The organism is Pseudoteredinibacter isoporae (assembly GCF_011602085.1).
Taxonomy (GTDB): Bacteria; Pseudomonadota; Gammaproteobacteria; order Pseudomonadales; family Cellvibrionaceae; genus Pseudoteredinibacter; species Pseudoteredinibacter isoporae.
In genome coordinates this window covers 1028670-1052804 of the sequence record NZ_JAAONY010000001.1, presented here as the reverse complement: position 1 = coordinate 1052804, position 24135 = coordinate 1028670, and the positions used below count along the sequence as shown (strand labels likewise).

Sequence of the window (24135 nt, the reverse complement as noted above, 5' to 3'; positions counted from 1 at the left end):
TGATACTTTCAATAAACGTGTTGACCCAAAAGTTCTAATCCCTAGTATGGTGGCGTTCATTTGACTTAATTAGGGACTGTCATGAAATCCAGCCGCCAACTCAGTAAGATCGTTAATATCTTTCTTCATATCATCGCCCTGGTATTTACCTACTTCCTCCTTCAAGGGGGATCGCTGATCATCCAGAATCTTCCTAATCGCCATACCCAAATACAGCTGGAAGACTACTTGGACAAATCCCAACTGGATGCCCTCAACAAATCACTCGACGCCCGTAATTTGGAAGCCGAAACACTGGGTTTTAATCAGCAGAGTGTCAGAACAGAATTGGATGGTTTAAAAGAAGTGTTGGCCATTCAGCAGCAAAACTATAAAGAAATGCTTGCTTCCCGCTATGTCACCGAAGACAGCCAGAGCAACAACCAGGTAGAGCAGATTCGCAAAAGGATTGAGCAAGGGCGAGTCGCAATCACCGACGCGACACAAAAAGAAAATCAACTGGAACAGAGTCTGCTCCAAAATCAGCAGTCGCGCAGCCAGATCCAGCAGGAGATCCGTAACTTAAAGCAGGATGCCCGCAAAATCATGCGCGAGGAACAGCGCAGTAATACCTTGAAAGCTTTTTTGATTCGCCTGCTGTTTGTACTGCCCTTGATGGCCATTGCGGTATTTCTGTTTAAGCGCTATCGCGACTCCAACTACTGGCCTTTTGTTTACGGCTGGGGCTATTTCTCCCTGTACGCCTTCTTTATTGAGCTTGTGCCCTACTTCCCAAGCTACGGTGGCTATGTACGCTCCATCGTCGGCATCGCTGCCTGCTTTCTGATCGGACGTTTCCTGATCCATAAACTGCAGGATTACCTGGAAAAGAAACGGGAAATGGAACAACGCGATGAAGAGAGTCGCCGCAGCAGCTTACAGAACAATGAACGCAACCTGGAAAATTCCTTCGAAAAAATTCACAAGGGCATTTGTCCTTCCTGTGATCGAAAGTTTGCCAGCCCGGACAATAAATATTGCGTCTACTGCGGTCTGTGCATTAAACGTGAATGCGGCTCATGCAACACATTGCAAATGAGCTTTAACCAGTTTTGCTTTGAATGCGGCGAGCCCCATCGTGAAGAACAGGGAAATGAAGGTTCAGCGGACAAGGCAGTGGAACACAACAGAAGCGCAAGCAGTAGCCCACCTGCGCCTTCAAGCGCGTAAGCCACCTTAAGCCGAGTGCTGATGTTTTTCCAACCACTCGGCTTCTTCTCCCGGCTCCGGCAGAATCACACCGCCTTCCATCACCCAGCTCGCCGGGACTGGAAAAAGCTCATACCCGATTTTCAACGAAGGTATCGAACTTATGTGTTCCATGCCTTGCACAATATCCTGTTCAATGGTGTCATTTAGCTGCTGAGTGCGACCTGCGCGAGCAGAGGCTAACACATGCAAATCCATATCGTCCTGAAGAGGCAGATGCTCGGAAAAAACAACCTGCACAAATGTCCTTGGCGCACCGGTATGAGCGCAGTGCACATCCGTAATCATCATTGCGGCTTTTGCCTTCGCTTCAGCCGATAATTCCCCACGTGTTGATATCGTATAAAGAGGCATAGCTGGTCCTCAGGATTTAAGATTGATATTGAACGATGTATAACCCCGAAGCCACTTCTTCAACAGGGCTGTAATAAACATCAAAGCGAAACGTGATTTAGCTTTACTCTTGCTCAAACGCCCCTGGGATATCTGCATGTATTTCGCAACCATATCCTCATTCATCGCATTCACAATAATTTCATTCACACTGCAGCCCGTAATCTCCATCCACTCCTGACAAACTGCGTGCATAAATTGCTCTCGAATTTCCTGTTTGATATCGACAGGCACCGGCGGCACGACCGTCGATGTTGTCGATGGCTCGCCGGCCAGGTAAGCCTGTCCGGCCGGGATACGCTGCCAAACCACGCTGACGGAAGCATTCGGGTCCACAATGCCATACGCATTTTTTATGGCCTGTTCCAGCGCTTTAAAACGCTGCTCCCAAACTCCACCTTCATGGACCGAAGCAATTACTCTGTATTTATTCATCACGACTCCATATCCCCGTAAACAATTACCAGTTTTCAGTGGAGGTTCTTAAATCCAACTCAAAACTCCAGGCTTTGTTCTGCTGTTCAAAAAGATATTGATAGGCATCGACAATACCTTCCAGATTGATGCCATCTTCCTGCAAGCGAGCAGCGTACTCGGGATAGCGTTTGGCAACACGCTCACCATTAATGGCACCGTCCACGATGACGTGGGCAACATGGATACCTTGAGGCCCGCATTCTTTGGCCAGCGCTTGAGCCATTTGCCGAAGACCTGCTTTCGCTGCCGTAAAGGCACCAAAGTTGGCCTTACCGCGCAGAGAAGCACTCGCTCCCGTGAACAGAATGGTACCGCTGCCCTGCTCGCTCATTATTCTGGAGGCTTCCCGCGCAAATAGAAACGCACCAAAACAAGCGACACGCCAACTTGCCTCAAAATAATCAGCGGTCATATCCTGAATCGCACCGGGCGTATTATTCCCGGCGTTATAGATCGCGAGAGTAAGTTTTCCATTTACCTTGGAAAACAGAGCCTGAATATCCGCCTCTTGGGTAACATCGGTTTGAACCGCTTCCGCCGAACCACCTGCTTCTGCAATTTTCTCTACAATGACATCCAACTTTTCTTGAGTGCGCCCTGCAACTAATACATGCATACCCAAACTGGCGAAACGAAGGCACAGTTGTGCCCCCAAACCTCTCTCAGCACCAACACCGGCGATTACCGCAGTATCCATTTGATTTACCCTCAAACTTACCTGATAGCAACAGTCTAAAATCGGATAGAGACTCTGGGTACTGAAATAATTTTGCTACCGTTACCAACAATTGTTATAGCCGAAACTTTATGATGGAAATCAGACAGTGGATTTTAAAGATTGAACGGTGCAAACTGATTGATAATCAAGGCATTACGGTGACTGATGTGCTGGATATCTCAGACATAAAATTAATAAGTACAATCGTTGAAGAGGGCAGCATTAACAAAGCCTCAGAACGGCTTAATGTGTCTCAACCTACCCTCAGCAAGCGTCTTGGACGCCTGGAAGAGAAACTCGGGCTGGAACTGTTCTACCGAGACAGCAGTGGCATGGTGCCAACCGAAGCAGCTCGCTATCTGCAAACGGCCGCCACAGGCCTTGAAAACCAGATATCCGCCGTGTCCCGTCAGATACAACTGATGAGCAATAAGTCCTCGGGTCACGTATCCATTGGTGTAGGCCCCATCGTAGAACAGTTGTTTGTTCCCAAAGTGTTGCTCGACTTTGCCGAAGCCGAACATCCTTTTTCTGTGCGTATCCATGTAGATTCCGCTGAAAATCTATTGGATGCCCTGCGGCATGGCAATCTCGACCTGGCGATAGGACCGTTCAGCCTTGAAGAGGCCAGCACAGATCTCAAGGAAGTTTTGAGCCACTCCGAGCCTTGTACCTGCGTCATGAGACATGGCCATAAACTGGCCAACAAACGCAGCATCAGTCTTACCGATGTCAAATCCCATAAATTAATCTCAGCCGCCGTGCCTGCTTCTATGGCACCCGACATCGACAATATCGCCCATGGTCAACTTGAACCCAATATTGTGTACAACAGCTTTGCCATGGCAAAAAATATTGTCTCCAACAGTAATTACCTCACCATTGGGCCGGCTTCGATGTTCTATCGGGAAATTCTAAATGAAGAGCTTATTGCGAAGCCTCTGGAGGACCAACCCTTATGGACTTGCCGTTGCTTTGTCAAACCGGAAGTTCAGTGCATTCCGATCGTACAGGAGATGATTGGATTGTTTGGGCAGTATATGGAAGAAAACCTTCACACCTGATTGGACTTCCCTCCCCCGGAGCGAAGCAGTTTCACAATTCAGCGTTAACTCAACGTTTGGAAAACCGCTCCATATTTTCCTGTCGTTTGCGATCGCTTTTTTTCAGCATCACATACGTTGCACCGGCACCACCGTGATGCTTTTGAGCGGAATGGAAAGCAAGAACCGCATCGATTTGGGGAAGCCAATGGGCGACAGCGCTTTTTAACAAGCCGGATTGCTGTCGGCCTTCACCTTTTCCGTGGGTGATCAAGCTACAACGGATATCGTGTGCCAGGCAATCTTTAACAAATTGATACACGGCTCGGCGACCCTGTTCGATGGTCATATGGTGCAGGTCCAGACGTGCTTCAATCTGGTACTTGCCCAGGCGTAAATTCTTATACACGCCATGTTGCACGCCCGGGCGTTGAAAACCAATAATCTCCAGCGGATCAATAGGTTCTATACACTCATCGGAAAGCGGATCACCCTGGTGGCTTGGCATTTCTTCGACGGCCGCTTTTTTTCGATGTTCCAGCCCCGGGCTTTGGGTTTTACTGGATTTCAGGTTTACCCTTTTAGGTTGTTTAATGGGTTGGACATCCGCCATACTCTGACGGAAAAAATCTTCATCGTCGCTCATCACTCAACCTGTCTAGCTCGTTCTAACGTCTTCTAGCTTTTTCTTACGGGGCAACATCAACCAAAACCGCGCCATACCCGTCGCGGAATTCTGGCGGCATACGACGCGGACGACCACTGCTCATTTCGATGCAGACAACCTTCCACTGGCCACGCAATACGGTAGCGCCATCACTTATACGAACAATCTGGAAGCGTCGGATCATACTCAGCTTACCATCGCTCTCTGTGATCCAGGTGGCAACCAAAAGCTCTTCATTAAGCAAAGTGGCCTGAAGGTATTCGTATTCAGCTTTTTGAATGGCCATGGCCCGATCAAGCTCACGATACGCCTCAATGTCCAGACCAAGATCGCAGGAATGTGCCCACCCCGCCATTTCACACCACTTTACATACACCGCATTATTGGCATGATTCAATCCGTCGATATCTTCTTCTGCAACCGTCACCTCAACGGTATAGGGGTTTGGATAATCCCATTCAATGTCATTCATTTCGCCTAATCCTGTTACAGGCCCCGCTGCCATTCCTGGCGCAGCGGTATCATTCCCGGTTTATTAATTGCGGTGCGAACGGTGTTCAGCAATTTATCTTTGTCTTTACCCAGAACGCCTTTAAGCACGAGATAGTTGGACGCATGATCGCTACGGAAAATGGTTTTATCCAACTCCAGATGATCTAACAACAATTCCATTTCCCGGAACAATTCAAGTTGCTCCAGCTTGCGCCAGGGGATTTCAAAAGCCGCTTCAAAATCGTCACTGCCGCGAGGAAACTCGACAACGAGGGTAGACAAGTAGTCCGGTTGAGCCTCATTCATCAAGCGAGCCGATTGAATCGCATGCTGCTCGCTCAAGCTCGGCCCACCCAAACCGTTTAAAATCATCACCGAACTCTTCATACCCGCGGCTTTAATTTTCTTCAGAGCGTCCAAAGAACTGTCATAGCTTTCACCTTTGCGCACCCGCTCCAATACTTCGTTATCTCCAGATTCACAGCCTACATACATCAAGCTTAAGCCCAGCGAACGCAGTTCCTGAAGATCGTCAACGGTTTTATTTTTGAGGTTGCGGGGTAAACAATAGGAAGACACGCGACTGACATTCGGGAAGTAATCCCGAATTAATTGCAGAATTTCGCGCAGCCGACGCACCGATAAGGTCATGGCATCGCCATCAGCCAGGAAAATGCGTTGTACCGGATAGCCCGCTTCGGCAATCTGACGTAATTCCGCTTCGATCACATCGGTTTTTTTAGGCTTAAAACGCTTCTGCTCCATGGTGTACATTTCACAGAAGGTACACTTGTTGTAGGAACAGCCATTGGCCACTTGCAGAATCAGTGATTTCCACTCGCTAGGAGGGCGAAAAACCGGCTCGATGTAGTTCAGGGGGTACATATCAGCTGATTTCGTTTTCGAATTCTTCCAACAGATCCAGTGGTTCGATTTCCATGCCTTCCATTTCATTGTCCCAGTTGATACCAACCAGGTAGACATCATCATGCATGCCGGGCAACCACTTATCCATAAACTCTTCTACAGAGACAGCAACTGGCTGGTACACCGCCCAATCCTCCACACAATGCTGTTTGGCGAACTCAGGCTGGCTCCAAAAGGGCATTACATCGGTTTCGGTGTACTGCTCAGACGGGCAAAGCGCCCAACCTTCCGGACCTTCAAGGCCCCATACGCAACCGGTTTCAAGGGCTTCAACAATAAATCGGTCGAAATTCTCTTCAATATTGGATGACAATACTTCCGTCATGGGGCTCTCTTCTGATCAGGCAGTTTAAGCGTGCCATTGTACTGGATTTTCCTCCTGGCGATTAGACTTTGTGATGAGCTTTACATGTCACTAAGGCAAAACTCTGAATTTCATAGCTGGTCTGGCTGGGCAAAGGGCTTTTGGCGTACACTTGCTTATTGCGGCTTAGACACTAGCCCTCAGATCGTATGTCAATACGAAAGGATTTAACCTCAAGAAGGAAGGAAATACATGTCGGACGCTCCAGAAATCTCTCCAGCTGAACACGATGCCCCGCCGGCTCCCCAGCCAGAGCAACCCTGGCAATTGGTGAAATTCCACGGCACCGGAGGCGAGTACTTCCGCATCTGGATCGTAAACCTGGTTTTGACGCTGCTTACCCTCGGCATTTACTCAGCCTGGGCTACTGTCCGCGAACGCCGCTACTTCTACGGCCATACCGAAGTTGCCGGCGGGCGGTTTGACTTCCATGGCAAGCCTTTGCAAATTCTTTTTGGTCGAATTATCGCCGTTGTCCTGCTGATTGGCTGGTCACAGGGCGCCCTGCTGCACAACGCCATTCCTTTTATTTCAGCGGCCATTGTTCTTGGCTTGTTACCCATGTTTTTGGTTCGCGCACTCGGTTTTCGCCTGCGCCACACCAGCTTGCGTAATATTCGTTTTGGATTTAGTGGCAAAATCAGCGAAGCCTATAAAGCCCTTTGGCCTTATCTCGTGGCACTGCTGGTTGCCGCTGCCGGAATGATCTACATCAGTAATGAACTGCTGGCCTGGAGCGAAGAAGCTGAACAACGTGCTGAGCAACAATACCAAACTGAGATGGAAGAACTGGAAAGATTGGAAGCCGAAGAGGCTGCCGAATCTTATCAGGAAGACACCGAGGATCTGAGTGAATACGATCTGGCGGAAAATGAAGATGGCGTAATGAGCCCAGAAGAAGAATGGGGCAATGCGGACGACGACCTTGATAACGTAGCCATGCCCGACATGGAATCATTTACTCGCCTTATGGGCTTCTATGGCCTAATCATGATCACCCTGGCATTCATCTTCCCGATTTTTATCTGCGATGTGCGCAACTTCACTACACGGCACAGCCAATATGGCCGCAGCTTGTTCAATGTGGATTTGAAACGCGGAAAGTTCTTTGAGCACTTCTGGATTGCCTTTGGTATTTCGATCGCGGCGGGCATGGTCATTATGATTGCCGGCGGTATTATAGTGGGTATTGGTGCAGCCATCGTTCTCGGTCTGGGACTGGAATTCGACGGCAGCCCAACCATGATCGTGCTGATGATCCTGGCCTTTATCTTTATTTATGGCCTGATGATTGCCTCGTATATGGCCGCTTATGCGTTCTGGCGTGGTCGTATTTTTAACGATACGTTCAACACCCTGGAACTGGGTGATATCGAGTTTCGCTCACAGCTGAGTGTATTTGCCTATGCCAAACTGTGGGTGATCAACACCCTGCTAATGGTGATTACCCTTGGTTTTGCGTATCCATGGATCAAAATTCGCCTGCTGAGAATGCAGCTGGAATCCATTGAATACCGTGGCGACAGCGATCAGTTCATCGCCCACAATCAGCTTCACACCAATGCCGTAGGTGATGAAGTGGGCGAAGCCTTTGATTTCGACTTTGGATTTTAATCAAGCATGGGAATTTTTGGACGGTATTACAGAGCGGGCAGCTCTGAGCAGATTCACGCTGAGATTCTCCATCAAGAATCTCAGCTGACCCTGCACAGCCAAAACGGGGAGATATTGCAGAATCTTGCTTTGGGTGACTGCACACTCTCCGCCCCTATCGGCCGTATGCCTTATCGTATTGAGTTTCCAAACGGCGATTGTGTTGAATGTGAGGACCATGCTTCCATAGAAGCGATCTTCCAACCCAAACATCATTTACGCTTGGTGCATTACTGGGAGCGCAGCCGTCATTTTGCGCTATTGGCCTTGTTGATGCTGCCACTGGTGACTTTGCTGTACATCAAAGTGGGGCTTCCCATTCTCGCCAAAGAGCTGTCTCCACGCATCCCCAAGGAAGTGCTGCTGACTCTGGACGAACAAGCCTTAAAACAGATGGAAAACTATTTTAAGGAAAGCAAACTGGATGAAAACCAACGCTCACTGCTCGACCGAGCCTGGCAGCGCCTGCCTGAGAATCAACGCTATACCCTATTGAGCAAGAACAGCCCGGCCATGGGGGCTAACGCTTTTGCACTGCCTGGCGGGCACATTCTGGTGACCGATGACCTGGTTACCGCACTGAATAATGAAAATGAAATTCTTGCGGTACTCGCCCACGAAGCCGGCCATGTGGAGCAACACCACGGCTTGCGCAATGTGATTCAGTCACTGGGAACCGTGGCACTGCTCACGGTTATCGTCGGAGACATCAGCGCCCTGGCAGAAACAGTTCTGGTTTCTGGTCCGGTGCTGTTCCAGCAATTGTCTTACAGCCGCGATCTGGAACGCGAAGCCGATCAGTTTTCGATAAATCAATTGCAACAACTGCAAGTACCGAGCAGCTGCCTGGGCGCAGGCTTGAATCACTTGATGGCGTCTCATGGCTTTGCCGATGTTACGGATGTCGTTGTCGAAGATGCCAAGCTGACACCGACTGAAAAAACCAAAGACATCAGCAATCAGGAAGGTGAAGCTACACCCAAAGAAGTTTCTCCCGAAGCAGCCTCACCAGAAGCCCTGTCAGAAACATCACCGGAAGAAACTACAGGCGAAAACAAAGACGACAACAAAGAACCTGGTTGGAAAGAACGCCTTAAAAAACAATTGGGCCTCGACGAAGAGATCGATTTCAGCGAGGTCTTCAATTATATGCAAACTCACCCGGCGACCGAAGAACGCATTGAAGCTGCCGGCGGTACTGATTGCCCGGCACCAGCGGTCAAATAAGCGCTGCTGTTTTTCTAGCGTTTATTAAGATGGGCAGCAATGCCCATCATCATTTTATCCAAAGCCCCTCGATTCCCTTCCGCAACGCTCAATGCACTGTCTGACATGCTTCGAGCGACCTCTGGATTACTGATCAACTCTAACCAATGGGCGGCCAATTCATTGGCATTGCTAACCTGCCGCAATGCACCGGCATTCTGCAACAAAGCATTCGCCTCGGCAAAATTAAAGCAGCTCTTACCGGTCACAATAGGCAACCCCCATGCAGCGGCTTCAATCATATTGTGGCCACCCCGATCAACCAGGCTGCCACCGATAAACGCAGCATCCACCGCACCAAAAAAGCACAGCATTTCACCCATGGTATCGCCAAGAATTACCTGACAATCTTCCGCTAGCGCTTTCAGACTTCGGCTTTCACTGCGCCGCTGCATCGACAAGTTACTGGCCTCAATCAAGCGAGCAACGTCCTTAAATCTTTCAGGATGGCGGGGCACCAGCAACAGGCGGGCATTTGGTTTTTTCGCCAGCAATTGCTGAAACGCCTGCAAAATAATTTCATCTTCGCCGGGGTGAGTGGACGCAGCGGCAATAATAAAACGCTTCTCAGCGCCTTCAACATCACCCAACTCCTCCGAACCACCTTGCCACTGTTTGCGCAGCACAGCAGCCTGAGCTCGAAGCTCCTCACTCAACTGCAAATCAAATTTAATATTGCCGCTTACCTCGCAATGCTCAGCTTTGGCGCCGCTTGCAATAAAACGCTCCTGATCGGCGGAAGTCTGCGCATAGACCCCATCCAGAGCTGCAAACATTGGCTGACTTAGGGCCGAAACCCGCTGATAACCCCGGGCAGAACGCTCGGACAGGCGACCATTTAACAATAAGCTGGGAATGCCACGCTGCTGACAGGCGGCCAGTAAATTCGGCCAAAGCTCGGTCTCCATGATCAACAGAATTTCCGGATTTAGCTTACCCAGAAAGCGCGCCATGGCATCGGGCAAATCATAAGGCAGATAGACATGCAAAACCTGATCGCCGAATCGCTCCTGCAATAGCGCAGAGCCCGTTGGGGTCGTTGTTGTCACCATTAACTGATGCTCGGGGTAATCTTGCAACAGGCGCTTGATCAGGGGGCTTGCAGCAATGGTCTCACCCACAGAAACCGAATGCAGGCAAATCAACGGACGTCCATCATCAGGCTTCGGAAACAGCGCAAAACGTTCCTGCCAGCGCTTGGCGTAGGCCGGGGCCTTGATGGCTCGCCACAGCAGTCGCAACAGAACCAAAGGCAACGCCAGATAAAAAATAAGACTGTAGAAAAAACGCATTGAAGTCCTGTTCGCACTCAGAGGTTGACGCTTTTTTAGCTCGCCAGGGTGGTTCCATGAGTGTGAACATACACCAGCAAGATTCTTCATTAATTCGCGGTATAATAAAACAATCTGCCAATACCATACAGCTCTTGCCTTAAGGGGGCCTTCGCACCATGGCTCAAGCCTATATTGAACTCGATACCGCCATCATCGGCGGTGGCGTTGCCGGCCTGTGGTTGCTCAACCGACTGCATCAGCAAGGGCGCCACTGCGCATTGTTCGAGCGAGATGCTCTGGGTGCCGGACAAACCCTGGCCTCACAAGGCATGATTCATGGCGGCATCAAATACACCCTGGCCGGTGCCCTAAGCGGAGCCTCAGAAGCGATTGCCGACATGCCCCGCCGCTGGGGCGAGTGTTTTGCCGGTCATGGCGAAATCGACCTGAGTGAAGCCAAACTGCTCAGCGAAGACTTTTATATGTTTTCCAGCCAACAAAGTAGCTCAAAAATCAGCACCTTCCTGGCCAGTAAATTAACCCGCGGCCGCGTCGAAGCCGTCAGCGGTGATGAACTCCCCGAATTGTTCAAAGGGCAAGACCAGGCTCAGGTCTATAAACTCCTCGATATTGTGGTAGACACGCCTTCACTGCTTAACGCATTGAGCCAGCCCTTAAGCGAACGAATCTTTAAATTGCCCTCTGATCATCACTGGAAAAAAGACGGTAAAAGTGCGCATCTGCTATTAAACAGCAAGAGCGACAAAGCCCAGGAAATACGCGCCCGAAACTTTATTTTTTGCGCTGGCGAAGGTAATGCAGCCCTACTGGAATCGTTGGGTCTGGAAAAACCCGCTATGCAACGACGTCCACTGCAGCAAGTTTGTGTAAAGCATACTCTGCCCTATCGTTTTTATGGCCATTGCATGGGCGCCGAAAGCACACCGCGCTTAACCATTTCCAGTCATCCCTGCGCCGACAGTACTGAGGGGGAACAAGTCTGGTATTTAGGTGGCAGCCTGGCGGAAGCCGGCGCCAAGCAAAGCGAGGCGGAAGTGATCACCTGCGCCAAGAAAGAACTGCGAGAACTCTTTCCCTGGTTGGATTTCAGTGATGCCGAATGGTGCAGCCTGCCCATCAATCGAGCCGAGCCCAAGCAGAAAGGGTTGGTTCGCCCCGACAAGGCTTTTGCATCCCGTGCAGAGGGAATCGATAACGTTATTGTGGGCTGGCCGACCAAACTGGCCCTCAGCCCGAACTTTGCCGATCAAGCGATGGCTTTACTGCCCGTAAATAAAACGTCACTACCCCAAGATTTACCCCTGCCGCGATTGAGCAAAGCAAAAATAGCTCCAGCACCATGGGACAGGCTCTTTGCAAACTCAAATACACACAGTGGCGATGCGGAACACATAAAATGAGTCAGGTACAACTTCCCCAAAACCCCGCTCCCGGTTTGGATTTTTCCATCAGCCCTCTTGGGCTGGGCACCGTAAAACTGGGACGCAATCAAGGTGTTAAATACCCAACGGCTTTTAACCTGCCCAGCGACGAAGAAGCGAAAACCCTGCTCGCGACAGCCAGAAATTGCGGCATCAACCTGATCGACACTGCTCCAGCTTATGGCAATAGTGAAGAACGCTTGGGCCAACTGCTACAAGGTAGCCGACAGGATTGGGTCATCGTCAGCAAAGCCGGTGAAGAATTTGAAAATGGCCAATCCAGCTTTGATTTCCGCCCGGAACACATTCGCCACAGTGTCGAGCGCAGCCTGCGTCGTTTAAAAACCGATTATATCGATATGGTACTGCTCCATTCCGATGGCAACGATATGGAAGCTATTGCACAGGGTGGACTCGAAGCCCTGAATGAACTCAAACAAGCGGGCTTAATACGCGCCAGTGGCATGTCCACCAAAACGGTTGAGGGCGGAATCGCTGCCGCACAACAATCCGATTGCGTTATGCTCACCTACAACCTCAATGAAACTGCCGAAGGCAAAGTGCTGGACTACTGCACTGAACACAATAAAACGGCCCTGATAAAAAAAGCACTGGCAAGCGGACACATTGCCCACAACGATCAAAAAAACGGCGTGTTGGAAAGCATGAAGTTTGTCTTTGCCCACCCGGGCAGCACGGCGGCGATTATTGGGACGATTAATCCGGGGCATTTGCGCGATAATGTGAACAACTATCTCCGCGTTAACTAAATAACGTTGCCAATGCCAATCTATTTAGACACTGGAAATGCAATGCAGCCAAAGCAAATTGTTCAGCAATGGGTAGATGTCTTCAACGAAGGCAATGCCGATAAGATAGCGACCTTCTATGCCGACAATGCGGTTAACCATCAAGTCGCCAACGAGCCCGTGGTGGGCAAAGCCGCCATACACAAGATGTTCACCGATGAGTTCGCCAGTGCAGAGATGGTTTGCATCGTTGAGAATATCTTTCAAGACGGCGACTGGGCCATCTTGGAATGGAAAGACCCTATCGGACTTCGAGGTTGCGGATTCTTTCAAATCGAAAATGGTCTGATTCTTTTTCAGCGTGGCTACTGGGATAAATTGAGTTTTCTAAAAGCGCATAATTTACCGATTCCAACTTAACAGTAAAAACACAGAGAGCGCATCAATACAAATAAAACAGAGAAGGCACTAATATGAAAAAAGGAAATATTTTTATTGGCCTGTACTTTTTGATTTTTACCATTGGTTTAAGCTTGTCAGTTTTAAGTGCTTTAAACCCTCTTCATACGGAAGGAGAATATACCAATTGTAATCGAGATGGAGGATACGCGGAGTATGTGAATTGCCGAAAAATCGTTGCAGATCGATATATTAAGATTGAATACCCCCAAGTAAAAGATCTCAGCAAAATGTTTTTCACTTTGGTAACCGCTATTTTCGTAGCATCGATTACGTTTTCTGAAAAGATTCTTATGACCCCAAAACCAGGTAGCTTTGCAAAATTTTCAATGGTTGCCGCCTGGATTTCGATGCTCTGCTCGATAATCGCCTGCGGCTCCGCACTCGCTCTTGTCTCACTAGCTTATGATCAAGCAGCATGGAGTGAACTGAGGGCTTTTCCGAGTAAAGCAAGCAGTGGCATAGCGCTATATATCATTTCAGGGGCACTGTTTGTTTGGGGACTTATTCTTTTTGTGGTCACCAGTGCATGGTCTCTCTACCATTCGCCAACCGAAAGTGTCGCAACTGCGTGAGACCCAACTCTGGCGCCTATTGTCAAACGGCTCAACTTAAACACAAACGCTTTTCATTACCATAGCGCCAGAGATTAAAACAATAGAGTGGCCCCTTTCCCATGTACGATTACATTATTGTTGGCGCCGGTTCGGCGGGTTGTGTGTTGGCGAATCGCTTATCAGCGAATCCCGAAAACCGTGTTTGCTTAATTGAAGCAGGTGGCAGTGACCGTAACCCGCTGGTGTATACGCCGCTGGGAATCCTGGCCAGCCTGGCAGGGGGCTTGTTTAACTGGAACTTTAACTCCACCGCCCAGAAAAACATGAACGATCGCGAGATCTATTGCCCGCGCGGCAAGGTATTGGGGGGCAGCAGCTCGATCAATGCCATGCTGTATGTGCGCGGTCAAAAACAGGATTACGACAGCTGGGCCGCAGCGGGTAATACTGGCTGGAGCTATGATGAGGTTCTACCCTACTTCAAACGCTCACAGCATCAGGAGCGCGGCGCCAATGAATTTCATGGCACAGGCGGCCCTTTGAATGTAGCGGATCTGCGCAGTCAGCACCAGCTTTGTCAGGCCTTTTTGGACTCAGCAATAGAACAGGGCGAAAAAGCGACCCAGGATTTTAATGGCGACGATCAGGAAGGCGTCGGCTGGTATCAGACGACCCAGAAAAACGGTCTGCGCTGCAGTGCTGCCGCCGCCTATCTGCATCCAGTGCTGAACAAACGCAGCAACCTCACACTGATCAAAGGCGTGCGCGCCAGCAAAATTATCTTTGAAGACAAACGTGCCTGCGGTGTGGAAATTATTGAAAATGGCCAACGCCGAATTCTGAAAGCCAACAGGGAAGTTCTATTAAGCTCCGGCGCCTTTGGCTCGCCCCAGCTGCTGATGTTGTCGGGTGTCGGCAGCAAGGAACAGCTTGAGAAACACAATATTGATCCCGTACATGAACTGCCCGGTGTCGGTGAGAACCTGCAGGAACACGTTGATGTATTGATCACTACCGAAGAAACCACCGGTACCAGCTTTGCGCTTACCCGTCCCAAGGCCCTGTGGAATCAAACCAAGGCCTTCTTTCAGTTTGTATTTGCCCGTCGCGGCAATTTAACCTCGGTTATCGCCGAGGCCGGTGGCTTTATCAAAGTCGGCGAACATGCAGAAACCCCTGATATTCAGTTGCATTTTTCACCAGTAGCCATGGGTGATCACGGACGCGATACCGATTACTACAGCAAGTACGGCCACAGTTTACATGTCTGTGTGCTGCGCCCTAAAAGCCGTGGACAGGTCAGCCTCGCCAGCTCAGACCCGACAGCCGACCCGGAAATTGATCTGAACCTGTTAAGCGAAGAAGACGATCTGAAATTGCTGAGCAATGCCGTTAAGCGCGGCCGCGAGTTGCTTAAAGGTAAAGCCCTTCAGGATGTCAGCGGTTTGGAAATCAGCCCCGGGACAAGCTGCAACAGCGACGACGATCTCGAAACGTTCATCCGCAACAATGCCCAGCATATTTACCATCCTGTGGGAACCTGCAAAATGGGTTCTGACGATATGGCCGTGGTGGATGAACAACTTCGTGTTCATGGCCTGGAAGGTCTGCGCGTAATCGACGCCTCAATTATGCCCACTGTCGTCAGCGGCAATACCAATGCCCCAACCATGATGATTGCCGAAAAAGCCTCAGACATGATTCTGGAAACCGATAAGGCTGGGTAACCCAGCCTTTAAATCGAAAACTGTTTTTTAAGGTACTGTGCCTGGCGACGGCTCACATCAACCGATTGGCCGTTGCTAAGCTGAACCATCAAGCTACCTGGGTTCATGCCCTCTTCCACTTTACATATCGCATCGATACGCACGACATCACTGCGACTGGCCTTCAGAAAATGGCTGTCGTCCAGCTTGGCTTCAAGGCGGCTGAGGGAACTCTGGATATAGGACTTTTCCTTTTCCAGATGCACAACCACATGATTCCCCAATGCTTCAAACCGCAGCACATCTTGCAAGCGAACAATGCGATAGTCATGCCCGAACTTTAACAGGAAGCCATGATTCTCTGGCAAGATATCTGCTGTGGATGCTTTTTCCTGCTCCTGTTGTCCGTGATAGGATTTTCCGGACAACGCCAAGTCCACCTTGGCCATGACCTGATCCAGACGATTCGGGTTCACAGGTTTCAATAGATAATCAAAAGCGTTTAAGTCAAAGGCCTCCAGCGCGTGCTGGCTGTACGCTGTGCAAAAGACAAACAAACTTCGATTTCCGGCACTGGCGACCAGCTCGATACCATCCATTTCCGGCATTCGAATGTCCACGAAGACCACCTGGAATTCCTGCTCCTGCAAGAGCGCCAGCGCCTCGGCGCCATCCGCTGCTTCCGATATCGAATCCAGCTGTGAATAGCGCCCCAGTAAGCGGCGGATTTCCTGGCGGGCCAGAGGTTCGTCATCAACAATCAATACATTCATTTTTTGGGCAATTCCAGTAGCACACTAAAGCTGTCTTCTGAGTTCACGGTCATGCTCGCATGCTCGCCATACATAAGCTCCAATCGTTTACGAATATTATCAAGACCAATACCATGCCCCTGCTCCACCGATTTTTCCGGAAGGCTGTTGACCACGCATAATGAAAAATAGTCATCGCCTTGTTCTTTTGCAACCACAGCAATAGTTCCGCCCTGTCTGGAGGGTGCAACGCCATACTTGACGGCGTTTTCCAGCAAGGTCAACACGATCAGACTTGGCATACTTTGTTGCAGTAGCGAGGCCTCTATCTCCCATTCCACTGTCAAACGTTCCCCTAAACGTAAACGTTCAATTTGCAGATAACTTTCTGCGAGATCACATTCCTGTTCCAGAGTGCTCAGGGCTTCCACTTCGGCATGCATATGCACGCGCATTAACTCGGATAGCTTGGTAATGGTTTCCGCCGCCTGCTCCTGATCACTGTATACCAATGCACGAATGCTGTTTAAGGTATTAAACAGAAAGTGAGGATTGATCTGGTTGGCAAGTTGTTTCAGTCGCGTCATTTCCAACTCGCGTGTTAATTCATCACGCTTGCGGTAAAAGTGCCAGGACAGATACAAGGCCGACCAGAACAACAAAATAATGTAGTTTTGCCCCGCACTGATGGTATAAGCCGCCGTAGACATATGCCGGGATGACACATCACCACTGTTGTTCTGGAATTGAACACTGGTGATATCAAAGTCCGAGAACACAACGATCTGCCCGATAGCATACATCAGCAGCGTCAGCATAATCGCCACCGGGATCATGTAGATCGTCACACCCGCCATCGACGACAAGCTCAAGCCTGAGCGCAGCACGCCCAAGCGTAAAAACGGGCGTATAAAAAAGTGACAGACCATCAATAGCGCCAGGGACTCACAAAATATCCGCAGCAGCAACAGCGGCTTATTGTCGATTATTTTCCCCAAAAAAAGGTCGGTCATTAAGTACGCCGAGGAAATATGAGTAAGAGCCGCTATACAGCAAGCAATTTTATAGGCAGTACTTGGTTGGCGACATTCAGCCAACCAAGTGCTAAGGAACTGTGGCATATCCAGGACAACCATTGTTGTTGATTGATTTCATCCAGGCAGCATAACAATGCCCAGGCCCCAAGGTAAACTGCGATTAGCATCCTTCCTCTTCCTGCTTGCCACTAACTGCCCAGATCAGAATGCCAACCCAGGCAATCCAGGAAAAGCCCGCCGGGATGTTCGCCAACATGATTTTCTTTTTATGTTCCCGGCGCAACAGCACAGCAATCAGGCTGGGCAGGAAGTAAATCGCAAGGAAGAGCGGAACAAACACCAGCAGGAAAGCACCATGTTCGGTCCAAAGGGTATTAAGCATAAGATCGATTTTATCAAGCATCTCTGTCACCTGTTAAGTTGGGTTATTGGGTACAGGATGAATAGTAGAGATGTGGAGCCACGGTGAGGCCAGAAAAGTGAATTTCGGCCGAATAACGTGATTTGTGGTTATTGATCGCTGCAAGCCATGCCTAATTCGATAGTCCGGGCATCAGGGGCAGCCGACTGCTATAATGCGGCAACGCCAAACCTTCACGATATACACTGACTATGTCCATAGAAGCTATTTGGGACGAGTACCGTTCTGCGCTCACACGATTTCTAACTTCCCGGGTATCGAACCCCGCTGATGTTGAAGATTTACTGCAGGATATACTCATCAAGAGCTATAAGAATCTGCATACCGTCAAATCCTCAGACAGCATCAAAGCCTGGCTGTTTCAGCTGGCCAACAACACCATCATTGATCACTACCGAAAGAAAGCCAAAGGCAAAGACCTGCAAGCCGAAGACTTGTGGTATGAAGAAGATCTGCCCAACATCAAGGCTGAGTTGTCTATGTGCATTCTTCCTTTTATCAATGCCTTGCCGGAAGACCAATCCAAGCTACTCAAAGCCATTGATATCGACAACGTTAAACAGAAAGATTTCGCTGAAACGAATAACATCCCCTATTCCACGCTGAAGTCACGGGTACAGAAGTCTCGCCAGGCGCTGAGAAAGCTCTATGAAGATTGCTGCCACCTTACCCTCGACCAGCACGGCAATATTATCGACTACCAGCGCAAAAACCCGGATTGCGACGGCTGCCCCTAACGAATAAACGTTCTTGAAATGTGGTTACTGGCACTAGAATGTTACTTTCACTGACAGCGCCAGTTCTTCTTTGCGTCCATTTTCTCGCCAGCTGTCTTTCAGCTGATAAGTGAATTTTATTGATTGGTTCCCGGACACATTCAAAACATAAGCGAGTTCATACTCCAAGGCCTTAAGCTCAACAGTTGCCCCGCCCTTTTTATCATAAAGTTTCATGGGAGCACCTATTATGAGCTCCAGCTGTGAATTGCCCAGACCAGCCTTGTATTCAATCGCCGGACTGAAAACACTGTCGTTCCAAACCCAGCGGGAAGATGGGTAATACTCCGATTCCAGTTTCAGTGAATAACTCAATCCATGTCGAAGCTCATGTTTGTAGCCTAATGTTAAACTGGATGTGGTTTTGTGCTTGTACAGATCCAGTTCAAGCTCATTTTCGACAGTGAAAATTCCATTCTTTCCGAGCACCCATTCATGGGCAAGTACAAGTTCCAATTTTTCATGGCGATATATTGTGTGGCCATTGTCGCGGGAGTATTCTGCAGACAGCTCCATACTCGGAGCTGAATATTCAAGTTTTGCTGCCCATGTTTTCAAATCACCTTTGACCGTACGGTCTTTATGCTCACTGGTCACCGAAACCACCCACATCCTGTCGGCCATTGACGGTGGGCTACTTACACTCCCCAGGAGTACGACCAGTAACCAACGCATCAACATCATCGCTAAATCAGAACGCTCAGATGGTGCCCTGCTTCTTACAGTTCTGATAACGCTTCACTTTGGTTGCGAGAATAAAACTGATAGCTGAGATCAGCCCAAGAAACGCCAGAAAAACCAATACGGTGTGGTAACCACCACCGACATGCCAAATCACTGCCGCAATCCATGGAGAAAATGCCTTAATCAACTTTACCGGGATATTCATTGCACCGTTGATTGCACCATAGGCTTCTCTGGTCAGCAGTTCGGGAACGGCAACACCCTTTACAATCGTCATAATTCCACTGGCCGCGCCAAAAGCCAGCGCAAAAGGAATCAATAACCAGATTGAAACCGACAGGTATGCAAAAGCCAAAAACACCACCGGCAGAACCGAAGCGGTGAATATACCGAGATTCACAATCGACAGCTCCTTCGAAAGGAGGGATAGTAAAAACCGTCCCGCTACTTGCGCAGGACCCAGCACCACAACAATGGCCACAACTTCCGAGACAGAGAGCCCTTTCTCCAACAACATGGGGTAAAGGTGAAACTTAAAGGTGGTACCCGCTGCTGCGAAAAATGAAAAGCAAAACAACAAGCTCCAGAACATGGGTTGGCCTAAAGCCCAGCGGACCGTTTTATTTCCGGCTTCTTCAGACTTTACGCGGGAAGACCTTTCTTGATGATCTTTTTTTGCTGAGCGCTGAGTTGATGTTGGCAGGCGACGATAGATCAGCAAGCCCACGGCAATATTAATCAGGCCCAACACGATCATCGTGTTACGCCAACCCCCATACTGTAATAGCAGTTCAATCAGGGGAATAAATAAGGTTGCCGCAAAGCCGCCCCACAAGGTCAACGTCGTAATATGCCGTCGGCTGTTACCGGCATCAAAGTGATTGGCAATTACAGAAAAAGCGGCATCGTATAAAGTCGCCGCTTGCAGAGCGCCAATGCCCGCAAACACGATATAAACGCCCCACAAAGTGCTCAACTGAGAACCTGACATGAACAGCAGACCCGCGAGTAACGAGGCTGCCGTCATCACCTTTCGGCCCTGCCCCTTGTCGATGGCTTTGCCAACCGGTATTGCCGCCAGGGCTGAGAACAGAAAGCTTAGCGTCAGCGCAGCGTAGGTTTCCGACTTGTTCCAGAAAAATTCGGACATCATCGCCTCAGCGAGCTGGGGAAAACTGTAATACAGTGTTCCCCATGAGCAGATTTGAGCAATGCCCAACATACTGATGGACATCTCTTCCTGCGAAGCTGCCTGAGGCTTAGCTGAAGATTTTGAAGCCAACATATGCTCCACCTCACTATCCACAGCAGGCCGTGGTTTCTGCCGTTGACGGAGTGCAACAAGCCGAAGGTGCTTCAGCGTTTTCTTGAACAACGCTGTTCCCACTACGCTTTGTGCTACAGGCACCGGTTTTCGGCAGAACAAGTTCCACTCGTCGAGCGGCCTCGTGATCTCCAGCCAGTTCCGCAACAATTGAGCGCACCTGTTCATAGCCTGTCAGCATCAAGAAGGTCGGCGCTCGGCCATAGGCTTTCATACCCACGATAAAAAAGTTTTCGTCGAAGTGTTGAAGCTCCTGCACACCATGGGGTTTCACCGTTCCGCATGAGTGAACATTGGGGTCAATCAACGGTGCCAGCATCGAAGGCGCTTCGACAATTTCATCCAGATCAAGGCGAAGCTCACTCAGAATGCTCAGATCGGGCCGGAATCCAGCGGATACAACAATCTTATCCACCTCAATAAACTGCTCTTCACCGCCGACTGAAAGATGCACCTTCAAGGCCGAGCCCTGGCGAGTGAGACGGTGAACCTTTAACGGTGCCAACAAAGACAAAGATCCACTATCAATCGCGTGCTTGGCTGCCAAGCCCAACTCGCCTCGCGCAGGAAGCTGATCGTTCAAGCCCCCACCCAGAAGCTTTTCGAGGTTATTGGTTCTCAACCCCCAATGCACTTTGGTATGGTCGGAGTTTTCCTGAAGCTTGAGCAGGTCTAAGACCACGTTGATCGCCGAGTGCCCTCCGCCCAACACCAAGGTGCGCAGACCTTCATATTCGGATCTTTGGGAATTCACATCCGGAATGCCGTAACGGATCAAATCCTGGTTTTCGCTTTCTCCCGGTACAGGCAATCCATTTAAACCGATTGGGTTGGGTCTATACCAGGTTCCCGAAGCATCAATCACAGCATCGACATGAACGCTATGCTGCTCACCATTAGCGATCCGGTAGTGAACACTGTAGCCAGCGGCATCACGCCCCTTCGATGAGGATTTACTTAAATCGGTTTTGGTCGCAGCAATCACTTCAGCCTCATAAGTGATTGCGTTTTTCAGAGCGGTTAAGGTGGCAGCCGGGATGAGGTACTGCTCTACAATGTCGCGCCCAGTCGGCATACTTTCTTTGTCCGGGTATCGCCATTGGGTTTTATTCAAAAGCCTCTCAACCGCCGCATCCACCAGATATTTCCAGGGGGTGAACACCTTAACATGCCCCCATTCCAACATGGCTGCACCCGCGTTCTTACCTTTTTCCAACACTATCGGCTTCAAGCCTCGCTCTATCAGGTGAGCGGCGGCGGCAATACCTACCGGACCCGCACCGATAACAACAACGTTTTTGTTTTTCATGACTATTCTCCATTCAGTTTGATTACCCGTAGGACGCCAGCCATTGGAAAAAGACGAAATATAATGAAATTTATTTTCACTAATGGTCCCTCAACATTTTGCCCGCAAGCATTTCGTCTTTTTTCAAACAACGACGTCTTACGGGTAGACCACTTAATTTTGGAGGCCACATTTGTGGAAAGTAGAATGAACTATCTGGATCAGGAATCGTTTGAACTTGTACACACAGAGGGCAGCGAGCATAAGCCGCGTATATTGATACTCTATGGGTCCTTACGGGAACGCTCATTCAGCCGCTTTGCCGCTGAGGAGGCCGGCCGAATATTAGAGACGATGGGCGCCGAGGTCAGACTTTTTAATGCGGGCGGCCTACCGCTATTTGACGGCAATGCCTCATCGGATCACCCCAAGGTGCTGGAGCTTCGAGAACTCAGCCAGTGGTCCGAGGCCCAAGTCTGGTCTTCCCCTGAAGTGCATGGAAATATGTCGGGTGTTATGAAAAATCAGATCGACTGGATTCCCTTATCCATTGGTGCGGTACGCCCAACCCAGGGCAAGGTGCTCGCGGTCATGCAGGTTTCGGGCGGCTCCCAGAGTTTTAATGCGATAAACAATATGCGCATTCTTGGACGCTGGATGCGTATGCTGACCATTCCCAACCAATCCTCTGTGGCGAAAGCCTATCAGGAGTTTGACGAAGAAGGGTATATGAAAGCATCCGCCTACCGGGACAGAATCGTCGATGTCATGGAAGAGCTGATGCGCTTTACTTACCTAACCCGCGACCATAAAGATTTTTTGGTGGACAGGTACAGCGAGAGAATGCGCGCACGAGACGCTTAGAAAGAGCATCTGAAAAGAAAGCCAAAAGAGAAAATTTGAAAAGGCACTCCCCTTGACGCAAGCAAGGGGAGATGACAAGTCTGGCGCGAATGTATTTACGCCGGCTTATCCGCATCTGCGATAACTTTTTCAACAATCGCCGTGGTTGAACAGTTGTCGAAAAAGCTCAACACTTTTACTTCGCCGCCATAGCCTTTTACGATTTCCCAGCCCACAACCTGCTCTTCACTGTAGTCTCCGCCCTTCACCAGCACATCGGGTTGAATCAGTTCGAGCAATCGCTCCGGAGTATCATCCGGGAACGACAACACCCAATCCACGGCGGAAAGGCCGGCAAGTACCGCCATGCGACGATCCACCGGATTAATAGGACGGGACGGGCCTTTCAAGCGAGACACCGATTCGTCGCTGTTGATTGCAACAATCAATCGATTACCCAACTCTCGGGCATCAGCGAGATAACCCACATGACCCGCATGCAGAATATCGAAACAGCCATTGGTAAACACCAGCTTTTCGCCACGTGCTCTTGCCGCCTGAAGAGACAATACCAATTGCTCTTCATTCACCACCCCGCATTCAACTTCCTGCCCCGCCGCCACAGCCTGACGCAATTCCGGAGCAGAGATGGTTGCGGTGCCGAGCTTAGCCACCACCATACCCGCGGCCACATTGGCCAAACCGACGGCCATGGGCAAATCACTGCCCGCAGCAATGCTCGCCGCCAACACAGCAATTACCGTATCGCCAGCACCCGTCACATCAAACACCTCACGAGCTTTGGCGGGCAGATGCAGTTCGCCTTCTTTATTGGCTTGCAATAACGTCATGCCTTGTTCGCCACGTGTGATGAGCAAGGCATCCAATTCCAGATTGTTCAGTAAATCCTGCCCCTTACTGACAAGCTCCGCCTCGCTCTGGCAGGAGCCCACGACAGCTTCAAACTCGGACAGGTTTGGCGTCAGCAATGTCGCCCCGCGATAGCGTTCAAAATCATGGCCTTTGGGGTCGACCAGTACAGGAATTTTTTTCTTACGTGCAGACGCAATCAGCGATTGGCAATGTTGCAAACTGCCTTTGGCGTAATCCGAAAGCAGTAACACCTGCACACCGTCGAGCGACAAGCTATGGCTCAAACTTGCGCTGTCTTGCTCGCTGAAGGGTTTTTCAAAATCCATGCGCAGCAGCTGCTGCTGACGGCTGACCACTCGAAGCTTGGTAATGGTGGGTTTATCGGCAACCGTCGTAAACAGACAATTCACCCCCACGGAACTCAATGAGTCGAGCAAACTGGCGGCGGCATCGTCGTTCCCCACCAGGCCCGCCAGATTGGCAGCCGCACCCAGAGCGGCAATATTCATAGCCACATTACTGGCACCACCCGGGCGATCATCTGTCGCTTGTACATTCACAACAGGGACTGGCGCTTCCGGCGATACCCTTCCCGTATCACCCTGCCAGTAGCGATCAAGCATTACATCGCCCACAACCAATACGGAACCTTGGTCAAAACGCGGCATGCTTAGCTGCATGGTAATCTCCTCAATCTGTGCA

Annotated in this window: 26 protein-coding genes; 11 read left to right on the top strand and 15 right to left on the bottom strand. The window is 49.9% G+C overall.

Annotated features, from left to right (window positions below; genetic code table 11):
• Positions 1–81: 81 nt before the first annotated feature.
• Positions 82–1209: a hypothetical protein gene (locus tag G8768_RS04555; RefSeq protein WP_166850654.1), complete on the top strand. Its 1128-nt coding sequence runs from the start codon at positions 82–84 to the stop codon at positions 1207–1209.
• Positions 1210–1215: 6 nt separating this feature from the next.
• Here the strand turns inward: G8768_RS04555 and G8768_RS04550 are convergent, their stop codons facing one another.
• The 3 genes from G8768_RS04550 to G8768_RS04540 are packed head-to-tail and all read right to left on the bottom strand — an operon-like array spanning position 1216 to position 2815.
• The gene (locus G8768_RS04550; protein WP_166850657.1) at positions 1216–1602 is read right to left on the bottom strand and encodes a hypothetical protein; all 387 of its coding nucleotides are present in this window, start codon (positions 1600–1602) and stop codon (positions 1216–1218) included.
• Positions 1603–1611: 9 nt separating this feature from the next.
• On the bottom strand, positions 1612–2076 hold the full coding sequence (locus G8768_RS04545; protein WP_166850659.1) for a hypothetical protein: 465 nt from the start codon (positions 2074–2076) through the stop codon (positions 1612–1614).
• Positions 2077–2101: 25 nt separating this feature from the next.
• Positions 2102–2815: an SDR family NAD(P)-dependent oxidoreductase gene (locus G8768_RS04540; RefSeq protein ID WP_166850661.1), complete on the bottom strand. Its 714-nt coding sequence runs from the start codon at positions 2813–2815 to the stop codon at positions 2102–2104.
• Between the two features lie 110 nt (positions 2816–2925).
• On the opposite strand from G8768_RS04540, the gene G8768_RS04535 reads away from it, so the two are divergent.
• Entirely contained in the window at positions 2926–3900 is a 975-nt protein-coding gene (locus tag G8768_RS04535) for a LysR family transcriptional regulator (RefSeq protein ID WP_166850664.1), read from the top strand.
• 49 nt (positions 3901–3949) lie between these two features.
• On the opposite strand, the gene smrA is transcribed toward G8768_RS04535, so the two are convergent.
• The 4 genes from smrA to G8768_RS04515 are packed head-to-tail and all read right to left on the bottom strand — an operon-like array spanning position 3950 to position 6290.
• A complete protein-coding gene (gene smrA / locus G8768_RS04530) occupies positions 3950–4525 on the bottom strand; it encodes a DNA endonuclease SmrA (protein ID WP_166850667.1) in 576 nt (191 codons plus the stop codon).
• Positions 4526–4568: 43 nt separating this feature from the next.
• On the bottom strand, positions 4569–5018 hold the full coding sequence (locus G8768_RS04525) for an acyl-CoA thioesterase (RefSeq protein ID WP_166850670.1): 450 nt from the start codon (positions 5016–5018) through the stop codon (positions 4569–4571).
• A gap of 14 nt (positions 5019–5032) precedes the next feature.
• Positions 5033–5923 (bottom strand): radical SAM protein, encoded by an 891-nt coding sequence (locus G8768_RS04520; protein WP_166850673.1) that lies wholly within the window; start codon positions 5921–5923, stop codon positions 5033–5035.
• A 1-nt stretch (position 5924) separates the two neighbouring features.
• A complete protein-coding gene (locus G8768_RS04515) occupies positions 5925–6290 on the bottom strand; it encodes a DUF2750 domain-containing protein (protein ID WP_166850676.1) in 366 nt (121 codons plus the stop codon).
• 231 nt (positions 6291–6521) lie between these two features.
• Here G8768_RS04515 and G8768_RS04510 point away from each other — a divergent pair, with 231 nt between their 5' ends.
• Both G8768_RS04510 and G8768_RS04505 read left to right on the top strand, forming a co-directional pair.
• A complete protein-coding gene (locus G8768_RS04510) occupies positions 6522–7943 on the top strand; it encodes a YjgN family protein (protein ID WP_166850679.1) in 1422 nt (473 codons plus the stop codon).
• 6 nt (positions 7944–7949) lie between these two features.
• Positions 7950–9209, top strand: a complete 1260-nt coding sequence (locus tag G8768_RS04505; RefSeq protein WP_166850682.1) for a M48 family metallopeptidase — start codon at positions 7950–7952, stop codon at positions 9207–9209.
• Between the two features lie 14 nt (positions 9210–9223).
• Here the strand turns inward: G8768_RS04505 and waaA are convergent, their stop codons facing one another.
• Positions 9224–10540: a lipid IV(A) 3-deoxy-D-manno-octulosonic acid transferase gene (gene waaA / locus G8768_RS04500; RefSeq protein ID WP_166850685.1), complete on the bottom strand. Its 1317-nt coding sequence runs from the start codon at positions 10538–10540 to the stop codon at positions 9224–9226.
• 158 nt (positions 10541–10698) lie between these two features.
• Between waaA and G8768_RS04495 the strand changes: the two genes are divergently transcribed.
• The 5 genes from G8768_RS04495 to G8768_RS04475 all read left to right on the top strand — a co-directional run bounded on the left by G8768_RS04495 (position 10699) and on the right by G8768_RS04475 (position 15456).
• The gene (locus tag G8768_RS04495) at positions 10699–11943 is read left to right on the top strand and encodes an FAD-dependent oxidoreductase (RefSeq protein ID WP_166850688.1); all 1245 of its coding nucleotides are present in this window, start codon (positions 10699–10701) and stop codon (positions 11941–11943) included.
• Positions 11940–12734: an aldo/keto reductase gene (locus G8768_RS04490; protein WP_166850692.1), complete on the top strand. Its 795-nt coding sequence runs from the start codon at positions 11940–11942 to the stop codon at positions 12732–12734. Before G8768_RS04495 ends, G8768_RS04490 begins: the two co-directional genes overlap by 4 nt.
• Positions 12735–12776: 42 nt before the next feature.
• Positions 12777–13133, top strand: coding sequence for a nuclear transport factor 2 family protein (locus tag G8768_RS04485; protein WP_166850695.1), 357 nt, complete (start codon positions 12777–12779; stop codon positions 13131–13133).
• A gap of 53 nt (positions 13134–13186) precedes the next feature.
• Entirely contained in the window at positions 13187–13747 is a 561-nt protein-coding gene (locus G8768_RS04480) for a hypothetical protein (protein ID WP_166850697.1), read from the top strand.
• 101 nt (positions 13748–13848) lie between these two features.
• A complete protein-coding gene (locus tag G8768_RS04475; protein WP_166850699.1) occupies positions 13849–15456 on the top strand; it encodes a GMC family oxidoreductase in 1608 nt (535 codons plus the stop codon).
• A gap of 8 nt (positions 15457–15464) precedes the next feature.
• Here the strand turns inward: G8768_RS04475 and G8768_RS04470 are convergent, their stop codons facing one another.
• The 3 genes from G8768_RS04470 to G8768_RS04460 form a co-directional block, all read right to left on the bottom strand.
• Positions 15465–16208, bottom strand: a complete 744-nt coding sequence (locus G8768_RS04470; RefSeq protein WP_166850701.1) for a LytR/AlgR family response regulator transcription factor — start codon at positions 16206–16208, stop codon at positions 15465–15467.
• Positions 16205–17200: a sensor histidine kinase gene (locus tag G8768_RS04465; protein WP_166850706.1), complete on the bottom strand. Its 996-nt coding sequence runs from the start codon at positions 17198–17200 to the stop codon at positions 16205–16207. The genes G8768_RS04470 and G8768_RS04465 overlap by 4 nt, the downstream gene beginning before the upstream one ends.
• 184 nt (positions 17201–17384) lie before the next feature.
• Entirely contained in the window at positions 17385–17627 is a 243-nt protein-coding gene (locus G8768_RS04460) for a superinfection immunity protein (protein ID WP_166850709.1), read from the bottom strand.
• Positions 17628–17836: 209 nt separating this feature from the next.
• Between G8768_RS04460 and sigZ the strand changes: the two genes are divergently transcribed.
• Positions 17837–18382 carry an RNA polymerase sigma factor SigZ gene (sigZ, locus tag G8768_RS04455; RefSeq protein ID WP_166850713.1) on the top strand — a complete coding sequence of 182 codons (546 nt, stop codon included), beginning with the start codon at positions 17837–17839 and terminating at the stop codon, positions 18380–18382.
• A gap of 33 nt (positions 18383–18415) precedes the next feature.
• Here the strand turns inward: sigZ and G8768_RS04450 are convergent, their stop codons facing one another.
• The 3 genes from G8768_RS04450 to G8768_RS04440 all read right to left on the bottom strand — a co-directional run bounded on the left by G8768_RS04450 (position 18416) and on the right by G8768_RS04440 (position 21738).
• Positions 18416–19018 carry a hypothetical protein gene (locus tag G8768_RS04450; protein ID WP_166850718.1) on the bottom strand — a complete coding sequence of 201 codons (603 nt, stop codon included), beginning with the start codon at positions 19016–19018 and terminating at the stop codon, positions 18416–18418.
• Between the two features lie 103 nt (positions 19019–19121).
• Complete coding sequence (locus tag G8768_RS04445) at positions 19122–20390, bottom strand: MFS transporter (protein WP_166850720.1); 1269 nt, start codon at positions 20388–20390, stop codon at positions 19122–19124.
• Between the two features lie 13 nt (positions 20391–20403).
• Positions 20404–21738 (bottom strand): NAD(P)-binding domain-containing protein, encoded by a 1335-nt coding sequence (locus tag G8768_RS04440; RefSeq protein ID WP_166850723.1) that lies wholly within the window; start codon positions 21736–21738, stop codon positions 20404–20406.
• Positions 21739–21924: 186 nt separating this feature from the next.
• Here G8768_RS04440 and arsH point away from each other — a divergent pair, with 186 nt between their 5' ends.
• On the top strand, positions 21925–22581 hold the full coding sequence (arsH, locus tag G8768_RS04435) for an arsenical resistance protein ArsH (protein ID WP_166850726.1): 657 nt from the start codon (positions 21925–21927) through the stop codon (positions 22579–22581).
• A gap of 95 nt (positions 22582–22676) precedes the next feature.
• On the opposite strand, the gene hldE is transcribed toward arsH, so the two are convergent.
• Positions 22677–24113: a bifunctional D-glycero-beta-D-manno-heptose-7-phosphate kinase/D-glycero-beta-D-manno-heptose 1-phosphate adenylyltransferase HldE gene (hldE, locus tag G8768_RS04430; RefSeq protein ID WP_166850730.1), complete on the bottom strand. Its 1437-nt coding sequence runs from the start codon at positions 24111–24113 to the stop codon at positions 22677–22679.
• Between the last annotated feature and the right edge of the window lie 22 nt (positions 24114–24135).